The following is a 10,151-nucleotide window of genomic DNA, read 5'->3' on the forward strand; positions in this document are numbered from 1 at the left end:
CCCTGTGGGAGCGAGCCTGCTCGCGATAGCCATTCCAGCACCCCCCTCATTATCCAGCCATGTGCCTGCGTCGATACTCATCCGGCGCAGTCCCCATCATTTTGCGAAACATGCTGATGAATGCCGAGGCGCTGCTGTAGCCCAGGTCCAGGCCGATGGTTTCCACGCTCTGGCCACGTTCGAGCAGGGCCAGGGCTTCGATGACTTTCAGGCGCTGGCGCCATTGCACCAATGACATGCCCAGATCCCGCTGGGCCCGGCGCATCAGCGTGCGTTCGGTGGTATTGGCGGCGCGGGCCAGGGCCGGCAGCGAGCGCGGATCGCCGGGGTTGGCCTCCAGGATCCGTAGCACGGGGCCCAGCAGCGGGTCATCGGAGGAGGGCAGGTAGCTGCCGACATGAGGTGCCTGGGCCAGCTTGTCCACCAGCACCTGCAACAGGCGTTGCTGTTCAGGTGTCTGTGGCTGGCTTGGCGGATCGCTGCGCAGCTCTTCCAGGAGCGCGCGGATCAACGGGCTCAAAGTCAGCGCGCAGGGTGCGGCAGGCAGCGCACTGCACAGTTCGGCCGCCAGGTACAACGAACAGTGGCAAGCCTCGTGCCGATTGAACCCCACATGCTCCATGTCCGGCGGTAGCCAGATACCGTACTGCGGTGGTGCCAGATAATGGTGCCGGGCGATTTCGATCTCCATCACACCACTGTAGGAGTAGACGAACTCCCCCCAGGCATGCCGGTGCCGTGGGTATGTGGTATGGGCGGGCATGCAGGCGCTGCGAAAGTAAATCGGCGCCGGCAGCGCCGTTTCGAACGGAGGCATCTTCAAGTGTTGGGCATGAGGTTGCATATCGACCGCGATGGCGGATTACCGGGATGGTTTGTCGGATAATCACTATATCCAGTAAAGGTGTCAGGGACACACTCCGTTTATCGAATCCAGCCCAAGGACTGTTCCCATGACCACCCGCCGTGCCCTGGATGGCCAGGTCTGCGCCCTGATGACCGGCCTCTGTGCCATCTGGGGTTTCCAGCAAGTCGCGATCAAGGCCAGCGCCGCCGACATGGCGCCGATGTTGCAGCTTGGCGTGCGCTCCGCCATCGCCGCGGTGCTGGTCTGGCTGCTGGTGTGGGCGCGCGGTGAACGCCTGTCCCTGGCAGATGGCAGTTGGCGTCCGGGCCTGGTGGTGGGCTTGCTGTTTGCCCTGGAGTTTGTGTTTGTGGGTGAAGGCCTGCGCCACACGACGGCTTCGCACATGGTGATCTTCCTCTACACCGCACCGATGTTCGCTGCCCTCGGGCTGCACTGGAAACTGCCGAACGAACGCCTCAAGCCGCTGCAATGGCTGGGCATCGCCGTCGCTTTCGCTGGCGTGGTGGTGGCGTTCAGTGGTGGTTCGGGTGCGGCGAACGGCAGTTCATTGCTGGGTGATGGCATGGGTTTGTTGGCCGGTGCCTTGTGGGGCGCGACCACGGTGACGGTGCGTTGTTCGCGGTTGACGGACCTGCCCGCCAGCCAGACGCTGCTGTATCAACTGGTCGGTGCGGGGGTAATGCTGATCGGGATGGCGGTGGTGCTGGGGCAAACGACGATCAACCCTACAGCGCAATTGATGGCCAGCCTGGCGTTCCAGGTCTTGCTGGTGTCCTTCGCCAGTTTTCTGATCTGGTTCTCTCTACTGCGCCGCTACCTGGCTTCGCAGCTGGGGGTGCTGTCGTTCATGACGCCGCTGTTTGGCATCGGTTTCGGTGTCTGGTTATTGGATGAACCGCTGGAGCCGAACTTCATCGTTGGCGCGGCTTTGGTATTGAGTGGGATTCTACTGGTCAGCGGTTACGGATGGTTTCGCCAGCGTTGGGGGCGATGGCCGGTTTTGCGGCGCGAGTAAGGGAGACAAACCCATGTGGCGAGGGAGCTTGCTCCCGCTGGGCTGCGCAGCAGCCCCAAAGCCAAGCAACGCGATCATTCAGGTAGACCGCATTGCCTGGGTTGCGACTGCTGCGCAGTCGAGCGGGAGCAAGCTCCCTCGCCACAAAAGCCCCCTAGTGCAACGGGGAGGCTTGGATCAGACCTTGACGATCCAACCCGCTGGCGCTTCCACGTCACCGGTCTGCACGCCGGTCAGTTCTTTGTAGAGCTTCTGAGTGATCGGACCGACTTCGGTTTCGCTGTGGAACACGTGCAGCTTGTCCTTGTAGCTGATGCCGCCAATCGGAGTGATGACCGCAGCGGTACCGCAGGCGCCGGCTTCCTTGAAGTCCGACAGTTTGTCGATGAACACGTCGCCTTCGATCACTTCCAGGCCCAGGCGCGATTTGGCCAGTTCGATCAGCGACAGGCGAGTGATGCCCGGCAGGACCGATGGGGATTTTGGGGTGACGAATTTGTTGTCGTGGGTGATGCCGAAGAAGTTCGCCGAGCCGACTTCCTCGATTTTCGAGTGGGTCATCGGGTCCAGATAAATGCAGTCAGCGAAGTTCGCCTTCTTGGCCTGGGAACCGGGCATCAGGCTGGCGGCGTAGTTGCCACCGACCTTGGCCGCGCCGGTGCCTTGTGGGGCTGCGCGGTCGAAGCTGGAGATCAGGAAGTTGTGCGGGGTCAGGCCACCTTTGAAGTAGGCGCCGACCGGGATGCAGAAGACCGAGAAAATGAACTCGGGGGCGGTGCGTACGCCAATATTGTCACCCACGCCGATCACGAAAGGACGCAGGTACAGCGCGCCGCCGGTGCCGTAAGGCGGGATGAAACGCTCGTTGGCGCGGACCACTTGCTTGCAGGCTTCGATGAACTGCTCGGTCTCGACGAACGGCATCAGCAGGCGGGCGCAGCTGCGTTGCATGCGGGCGGCGTTCTGGTCCGGGCGGAACAGGTTGATCGAGCCGTCCTTGCAACGATAGGCTTTCAGGCCTTCGAAGCACTGCTGACCGTAGTGCAGGGCGGTGGAGCCCTCGCTGATGTGCAGCACGTTGTCGTCGGTCAGGGTGCCGGCGTCCCAGGCGCCATCGCGCCAGTGCGACAGGTAGCGCTTGTCGGTCTTGATGTAGTCAAAGCCCAGTTTGTCCCAATTGATGCTCTCGTTACCCATGACACCCTCTATTTCTTAACAACCGCCGAAACGGTTCAAGGCTTCTGACGTTTTTTGGATGGGGACAACAATACTTCATTCCGGGGCTGTTTCGCAGCCTGTGGCGAGGGGATTTATCCCCGCTGGGCTGCGAAGCAGCCCCCCTTGGTTCCGATACCCCCATATACCTGACGTCCGGTGCTGACAGGTATTGGGGTTGCTGCGCAACCCAGCGGGGATAAATCCCCTCGCCACAAGGTCATTCACCCACAGCTGTTATAGATGCAACGCATGCCCCAACGCTCGCAACGCCGCTTCCTGCACCGCCTCGCCCAGTGTCGGGTGGGCGTGGATGGTGCCGGCGATGTCTTCCAGGCGTGCGCCCATTTCCAGGGACTGACCGAACGCGGTGGACAGCTCCGAGACGCCTACGCCGACCGCTTGCCAGCCAACGATCAAGTGATTATCCCGCCGCGCCACGACCCGCACGAAACCGCTTTTCGATTCCAAGGTCATGGCCCGGCCATTGGCGGCGAACGGGAAGCTGGAAACGATGCAGTCGAGCCCGGCGGCCTTGGCTGCGTCCGGGGTCTTGCCGACCACCACCAGTTCCGGGTCGGTAAAGCACACCGCCGCGATGGCCGTCGGAGCGAACTCGCGAGGCTGGCCGGCGATCAGCTCGGCAACCATTTCGCCCTGGGCCATGGCCCGGTGGGCGAGCATCGGTTCGCCGCTCAAATCACCGATGGCCCAGACGTTGCGCATGCTGGTCTGGCAACGGTTGTCGATTTTTACCGCCGCACCGTTCATTTCCAGCTGCAACGCTTCGAGGTTCCAACCCTGGGTGTTGGGTTTGCGACCCACGGCCACCAATACCCGGTCGGTGTCCAGGTCCAATGTGTCGCCTGCCGGATCACGCACCTGCAAGGTACTGGCCTGGGCATCGAAGCCTTCGACGCTGTGCTTGAGGTACAGCTTCACGCCCAATTGTTTGAGCGCCTCGTGCACCGGTTGGGTCAGTTCGCCGTCGTAGGCCGGCAGAATCCGCTCCTGGGCTTCGACCACGCTGACCTCGGCACCGAGCTTGCGGTAGGCAATACCCAGCTCCAGGCCGATGTAGCCACCGCCCACCACCACCAAGTGCTTGGGCACCGAGGCAGGGGCGAGGGCTTCGGTGGAGGAAATGATCGGCCCGCCGAGCGGCAGCATCGGCAGCTCGACACTTTTCGAACCGGTAGCCAGCAGCATGTGTTCGCACTGGATGCGTGTGTCGCCGACGTCCACGGTCTTGCCATCGACGACGTTGGCCCAGCCGTGAATGACCTGGACCTTGTGTTTTTTCAGCAGCGTCGCGACGCCGGTGGTCAGGCGGTCAACGATGCCGTCCTTCCATTCCACGCTCTTGCCGATGTCCAGGCTCGGCGCCGACACCGTGATACCCAGGGCCGAGGCCTGGCTATGGTGCTGTGTCTGGTGGAACTGTTCGGCCACATGAATCAGCGCCTTGGACGGGATACAGCCGATGTTCAGGCAAGTCCCGCCCAGCGCCTGGCCTTCCACCAGAATGGTCGGGATACCCAACTGACCGGCGCGGATCGCTGCCACGTAGCCGCCGGGGCCGCCGCCGATGATCAGCAGCGTGGTGTTCAAAGTTTGCATCGCCTGCTCCATTGATGATTAGTCCACAAACAGGGTGGCGGGTTGTTCGAGCAGGCCGCGCAGAGCCTGGATGAATTGCGCCGCGTCCATGCCGTCGACCACCCGGTGATCGAAGGAACTGGAGAGGTTCATCATTTTGCGGATCACGATCTGGCCCTTGATGACCACGGGCCGTTCGACGATCTTGTTCACGCCGACGATCGCCACTTCCGGCAGGTTCAGCACCGGGGTACTGACGATACCGCCCAACGCGCCGAGGCTGGTCAGGGTGATGGTCGAGCCGGACAACTCATCGCGGCTGGCCTTGCCGTTGCGGGCCGCCGTGGCCAGTCGCGAAATTTCTGCCGCGCTGTCCCACAGGCTGCGGGCTTCGGCGTGGCGAACCACCGGCACCATCAGGCCGACGTCGCTCTGAGTAGCGACGCCCACGTGCACGGCGCCTGAGCGGTGGATGACCTGGGCTTCGTCGTCGTAGCGGGCGTTCATTTGCGGGAAGTCCCGCAAGGCCACGACCAGGGCGCGTACCAGGAAGGGCAGCAAGGTCAGCTTGCCGCGATGGGCACCGTGCTTTTCATTCAAATGCACCCGCAGTTCTTCCAGGGCGGTGACGTCGATTTCCTCGACGTAGCTGAAATGCGCGGCGCGCTGAGTGGCGTCCTGCATGCGCTGAGCGATCTTGCGGCGCATGCCGATCACCGGGATCTGCTGTTCGTCGTGGCGTTCGGCATAGCCTGCACCGCCCTTGGCCTGGACCGACGGCCCTTGGGCCAGATAGGCGTCCAGATCTTCGTGCAGAACCCGCCCGGCCGGGCCACTGCCCTGGACCAGGCGCAATTGAATGCCCAGGTCCAGTGCGTGTTTACGTACAGCCGGAGAGGCCAGCGGCCGCTCGTCAGGATCGCGGGCCACCGGCGCTTGCGGCGCGGGGCGTGGCGTCGCAGCGGGTTTTTCCAGCGTTGGCTCAGGCGTCGCCACCGGTGCGGGTTTCGGCGCTGGCGCGACAGCGGCGGGGTGCGCCGATTCCTTGAGGTTGCCGACACCTTCGACTTCAATGCGGATCAGTTCGCTGCCCACCGCCATGACTTCACCAGGCTCGCCACCGAGGGCGATCACCCGACCATGCACGGGCGAGGGAATGTCCACCATGGCCTTGTCGGTCATGACATCGGCCAGTACCTGATCCTCGACCACCAGGTCGCCCACCTTGACGTGCCACACCGACAGTTCAACTTCGGCGATGCCTTCGCCAATGTCCGGCATCTTGATAACGTGCGTGCCCATTCAGACCTCCATGACCCGTTTCAACGCCGCGCCCACCCGGGACGGCCCTGGGAAATACGCCCACTCCTGTGCATGCGGATAGGGTGTGTCCCATCCGGTGACACGCTCGATGGGCGCTTCCAGGTGATGGAAACAATGTTCTTGCACCAGCGACACCAGCTCGGCGCCGAAGCCGCAGGTGCGGGTAGCTTCGTGGACGATCACGCAACGACCGGTCTTTTTCACGGACTTGACGATGGTCTCCAGATCCAGCGGCCAGAGGCTGCGCAGGTCGATGACTTCGGCGTCGATGCCGGTTTCTTCGGCGGCGACCTGGGACACATACACCGTGGTGCCGTAGGTAAGGATGGTCACGTCCTTGCCTGGGCGGGTGATGGCGGCGACATCCAGCGGCACTGTGTAGTAACCGTCCGGCACCTGCGCCGACGGGTGTTTCGACCACGGCGTTACCGGGCGGTCGTGGTGGCCGTCGAACGGGCCGTTATAGAGGCGCTTGGGTTCGAGGAAGATCACCGGGTCATCGTTTTCGATGGAGGCGATCAGCAAGCCCTTGGCGTCATAGGGATTCGAGGGCATGACGGTGCGCAGGCCGCAGACCTGGGTGAACATCGCTTCGATGCTCTGGCTGTGGGTCTGGCCGCCATAGATGCCGCCGCCGCAGGGCATGCGCAGGGTCATCGGCGCGGTGAACTCGCCGGCCGAGCGATAGCGCAGGCGTGCTGCTTCGGAAATGATCTGGTCCGAGGCCGGGTAGACGTAGTCGGCGAACTGGATCTCGGCCACCGGTCGCAACCCGTAGGCGCCCATACCCACCGCGACGCCGACGATCCCGCTTTCGGAAATCGGCGCGTCGAATACCCGGGAGGTGCCGTATTTGTTCTGCAGGCCTTCGGTGCAGCGGAACACGCCGCCGAAGTAGCCCACGTCCTGGCCGAACACCACGACGTTGTCGTCGCGCTCGAGCATCACGTCCATGGCCGAGCGCAGGGCCTGGATCATGGTCATGGTGGTAGTGGTCATGGCGGTGTCCAGCTGGATATTGTTGTTGTGATCGTTCATGTCAGATCCCCAACTCCTGACGCTGGCGCTTCAAGTGCTCCGGCATCTCTTTGTAGACGTCTTCGAACATGGTCGCGGCGCTTGGAATCTGCCCGCCGGCGAGGGTGCCGTACTGCTCGGCTTCCTTCTGCGCGGCGATCACCTCGGCTTCGAGTTCGGCGGTGACTGCAGCATGTTCCTCTTCGGACCAGTGGCCGATTTTCACCAAGTGTTGCTTGAGGCGCGCAATCGGGTCGCCCAGCGGAAAGTGGCTCCAGTCGTCGGCGGGGCGGTATTTGGACGGATCATCGGAAGTGGAGTGCGGGCCGGCGCGGTAGGTGACCCATTCGATCAGCGCCGGGCCGAGGTTGCGCCGGGCGCGTTCGGCGGCCCAGCGCGAAGCGGCGTAGACCGCCATGAAGTCGTTGCCATCGACCCGCAGCGAGGCGATGCCGCAACCGACGCCGCGTCCGGCGAAGGTGGTGGCTTCACCACCGGCAATGGCCTGGAACGTGGAGATTGCCCACTGGTTGTTGACCACGTTGAGGATCACCGGCGCCCGGTAGACGTGGGCGAAGGTGAGGGCGGTGTGAAAGTCCGATTCGGCGGTGGCGCCGTCACCGATCCAGGCCGAGGCAATCTTGGTGTCGCCCTTGATCGCCGAGGCCATGCCCCAACCCACACCTTGGATGAATTGCGTGGCCAGGTTGCCGGAAATGGTGAAGAAACCGGCGTCCTTGACCGAGTACATGATCGGCAACTGCCGGCCCTTGAGCGGATCGCGCTCGTTGGACAGTAGTTGGCAGATCATGCCCACCAACGGCACTTCGCGGGCCATCAGGATGCTTTGCTGGCGATAGGTGGGAAAGCACATGTCATCGATGTTCAGCGCCAGGGCCTGGCCGCTGCCGATGGCTTCCTCGCCAAGGCTCTGCATGTAGAACGACATTTTTTTCTGGCGCTGGGCGACCACCATGCGGTTGTCGTAGATGCGCGTCTTGAGCATGGCGCGCATGCCTTTGCGCAGGATCTCCAGAGGTACGTCTTCGGCCCATGGGCCGTGGGCATTGCCCTGGTCATCGAGCACGCGAATCAGCCCGCGGGCCAGGTCGGCGGTGTCGGACGGTTCAACGTCGATGGAGGGTTTACGCACCGTGCCGGCATCGCTCAGATGCAGGTAGGAGAAGTCGGTCTGGCAGCCGGGACGGCCCGAGGGTTCGGGGACGTGCAGGCGTAGCGGTTCATACGCTGGGTTCATGGCTTTCTACGCTCGATCTTGTGAATTTCTTGTAGTGGGCGCGCTAGCTGACGAACTTTCCCGGGTAAGGAAAATTGTCCTACAACAATCATAGGCTCGACGCAGAAGAATATTTTTCTCTGTTGGGTTGCTGTTCAGATCATTTGCAGATAAAAAATCTGCACAACGATAAAAAACAGGATTATTTGTCTCATGCGTAAACTGGATCGCACCGACATCGGCATTCTGAACAGCCTTCAGGAAAACGCCCGCATCACCAACGCCGACCTCGCACGGTCGGTCAATCTATCGCCCACGCCTTGCTTCAATCGGGTCCGAGCCATGGAGGAGCTGGGGGTGATACGCGAGCAAGTCACGCTGCTGGATGCCGATCTGCTGGGCCTGCATGTCAACGTGTTCATTCACGTCAGCCTGGAGAAGCAGGTGGAGGAGGCGTTGCAGCACTTCGAAGAGGCGATCTCCGATCGGCCGGAGGTGATGGAGTGTTACCTGATGGCAGGCGACCCGGATTACCTGATCCGCGTGCTGGTGCCGTCGATCCAGTCGCTGGAGCGGTTCATGATGGACTTTCTGACCAAGGTCCCGGGTGTGGCGAATATTCGTTCGAGCTTTGCGCTCAAGCAGGTTCGCTATAAGACCGCGTTGCCGCTGCCGGCCAACGGGTTGACCTTGGGGACCTGAACTCCCGCTGGGCCTGTAGGAGCTGTCGAGTGAAGCGAGGCTGCGATCTTGTCCCAGACAATTGAGTCGCGAGCCAAAGATCAAAAGATCGTCCGAACGCGGCCCGAGCCTTCGGCAGCTCCTACAGGAACCTTTCTGGAGGGGCTACAGGAGTCGGCACTGCATCGAAAACCCCAGCGTCACCGATTGCCCTTGCTCCAGCAAGCGCAACCCTGGCCGCCCTGGCAGGTGGTGGGCATTGACCGGATGGCTGACCGGTTCGATGCAAAAAAAATCCAAGTCCACGGGACAGTAGAGCAGAAAGTATTCGCTGCCGCTGGCTCGGCATTCCAGCTCATAACCCAGGTCCGGTTGCTGGATCAGGCAATGCCCGTCCCATCCGCCGAAGCCGTTATCCACCAGTGTGTCCGGCAGCAAGCGGGGTTGTTGGAAGTCCCAGATTCGAGGAACGCTGCCCAACGTTGTCGGGAGTTTTTTCTCATCGCACATCCAGACGTCGGTCGCACGGGTTTGCAGGCGCGTGCCGGCAGTGCGCGGGAAGTACGGGTGCAAACCCAGCCCGTGCCACGCGGCCTGTTCGGCCTGGTGGGTGACGTGCACTGCAATCTGCAACTGACCGCCGCTCAAACGGATCCGCAGGCTGGCGCAGTAGGCGAACGGATGTTGGCTGTCGAGCTGCAACAGCGCTTCTTGTGGGCTGTGTTCGATCACTTGCCAGGGTTGCTGCCAGGCGCTGCCATGGATCGGGAAAGGGTCGTTGGGGCTATTGGCTTGCAGGGCGAGCCAGCCGCCAGGGCAATCGAAACCGCCCTGGGCGATCCGGTTCGACCACGGGATCAGGGGGAAGCAGCCGAGTTTGCCGGGCAGGCGGTTTTCCAGGGCTTGAGGCGCGGGAGGGCGCAACAGCGGCTGGCCGCTGCCGCGCAACGTCCAACTGACCAGGCTGGCACCCAGGTGCGGGGCCAGGGTCAGGCGAGTCTGTTCGTCTTCGAGGTGGAGAAGAGGCGGCGTCATGGTGACCTTGTTTTGCAAGGTTGAAAAAACTGTTGTGGGGAAAGCCGGATTTTTGTGTGCGAACCCTGCGGCGAGGACTTGTGGGAGCAAAGCTTGCTCGCGATGCAGGCTCCTCGGTTTCCTGGGAGACTGCGTCATCTTCATCGCGGGCAAGCCTTGCT

At 62.4% G+C, this 10,151-nt stretch carries 9 protein-coding genes; 2 read left to right on the forward strand and 7 right to left on the reverse strand.

Annotated features, from left to right (window positions below):
• Positions 1 to 49: 49 nt before the first annotated feature.
• Positions 50 to 844 carry an AraC family transcriptional regulator gene (locus HU811_RS20385; protein ID WP_092398923.1) on the reverse strand — a complete coding sequence of 265 codons (795 nt, stop codon included), beginning with the start codon at positions 842 to 844 and terminating at the stop codon, positions 50 to 52.
• Positions 845 to 953: 109 nt separating this feature from the next.
• Here HU811_RS20385 and HU811_RS20390 point away from each other — a divergent pair, with 109 nt between their 5' ends.
• Positions 954 to 1,883: a DMT family transporter gene (locus HU811_RS20390; protein WP_186657770.1), complete on the forward strand. Its 930-nt coding sequence runs from the start codon at positions 954 to 956 to the stop codon at positions 1,881 to 1,883.
• A gap of 177 nt (positions 1,884 to 2,060) precedes the next feature.
• On the opposite strand, the gene HU811_RS20395 is transcribed toward HU811_RS20390, so the two are convergent.
• From HU811_RS20395 to HU811_RS20415, 5 genes are all read right to left on the reverse strand, one after another.
• Positions 2,061 to 3,080, reverse strand: a complete 1,020-nt coding sequence (locus HU811_RS20395; RefSeq protein ID WP_092455335.1) for a branched-chain amino acid aminotransferase — start codon at positions 3,078 to 3,080, stop codon at positions 2,061 to 2,063.
• Positions 3,081 to 3,335: 255 nt separating this feature from the next.
• Complete coding sequence (gene lpdA / locus HU811_RS20400) at positions 3,336 to 4,718, reverse strand: dihydrolipoyl dehydrogenase (protein ID WP_186657772.1); 1,383 nt, start codon at positions 4,716 to 4,718, stop codon at positions 3,336 to 3,338.
• Positions 4,719 to 4,736: 18 nt separating this feature from the next.
• Positions 4,737 to 5,999, reverse strand: a complete 1,263-nt coding sequence (locus HU811_RS20405; protein ID WP_186657774.1) for a dihydrolipoamide acetyltransferase family protein — start codon at positions 5,997 to 5,999, stop codon at positions 4,737 to 4,739.
• Positions 6,000 to 7,058, reverse strand: a complete 1,059-nt coding sequence (locus HU811_RS20410) for an alpha-ketoacid dehydrogenase subunit beta (RefSeq protein ID WP_092398913.1) — start codon at positions 7,056 to 7,058, stop codon at positions 6,000 to 6,002.
• Between the two features lies 1 nt (position 7,059).
• The gene (locus HU811_RS20415) at positions 7,060 to 8,295 is read right to left on the reverse strand and encodes a 3-methyl-2-oxobutanoate dehydrogenase (2-methylpropanoyl-transferring) subunit alpha (protein WP_047227604.1); all 1,236 of its coding nucleotides are present in this window, start codon (positions 8,293 to 8,295) and stop codon (positions 7,060 to 7,062) included.
• 192 nt (positions 8,296 to 8,487) lie between these two features.
• On the opposite strand from HU811_RS20415, the gene bkdR reads away from it, so the two are divergent.
• Positions 8,488 to 8,976 (forward strand): Bkd operon transcriptional regulator BkdR, encoded by a 489-nt coding sequence (gene bkdR / locus HU811_RS20420; RefSeq protein ID WP_092398911.1) that lies wholly within the window; start codon positions 8,488 to 8,490, stop codon positions 8,974 to 8,976.
• Between the two features lie 144 nt (positions 8,977 to 9,120).
• Here bkdR and HU811_RS20425 read toward each other — a convergent pair whose 3' ends face one another.
• Positions 9,121 to 9,990, reverse strand: coding sequence for an aldose 1-epimerase (locus HU811_RS20425; protein ID WP_186657776.1), 870 nt, complete (start codon positions 9,988 to 9,990; stop codon positions 9,121 to 9,123).
• Positions 9,991 to 10,151 lie beyond the last annotated feature (161 nt).

Source organism: Pseudomonas tehranensis, from assembly GCF_014268615.1.
GTDB classification, from domain to species: Bacteria; Pseudomonadota; Gammaproteobacteria; order Pseudomonadales; family Pseudomonadaceae; genus Aquipseudomonas; species Aquipseudomonas tehranensis.

Excerpts from the sequence above, each read along its gene's own strand:
- lpdA (WP_186657772.1), bottom strand. The coding sequence starts at position 4,718 with ATGCAAACTTTGAACACCACGCTGCTGATCATCGGCGGCGGCCCCGGC.
- HU811_RS20415 (WP_047227604.1), bottom strand. The coding sequence starts at position 8,295 with ATGAACCCAGCGTATGAACCGCTACGCCTGCACGTCCCCGAACCCTCG.
- HU811_RS20385 (WP_092398923.1), bottom strand. The coding sequence starts at position 844 with ATGCAACCTCATGCCCAACACTTGAAGATGCCTCCGTTCGAAACGGCG.
- HU811_RS20410 (WP_092398913.1), bottom strand. The coding sequence starts at position 7,058 with ATGAACGATCACAACAACAATATCCAGCTGGACACCGCCATGACCACT.
- bkdR (WP_092398911.1), top strand. The coding sequence starts at position 8,488 with ATGCGTAAACTGGATCGCACCGACATCGGCATTCTGAACAGCCTTCAG.
- HU811_RS20425 (WP_186657776.1), bottom strand. The coding sequence starts at position 9,990 with ATGACGCCGCCTCTTCTCCACCTCGAAGACGAACAGACTCGCCTGACC.
- HU811_RS20395 (WP_092455335.1), bottom strand. The coding sequence starts at position 3,080 with ATGGGTAACGAGAGCATCAATTGGGACAAACTGGGCTTTGACTACATC.
- HU811_RS20390 (WP_186657770.1), top strand. The coding sequence starts at position 954 with ATGACCACCCGCCGTGCCCTGGATGGCCAGGTCTGCGCCCTGATGACC.
- HU811_RS20405 (WP_186657774.1), bottom strand. The coding sequence starts at position 5,999 with ATGGGCACGCACGTTATCAAGATGCCGGACATTGGCGAAGGCATCGCC.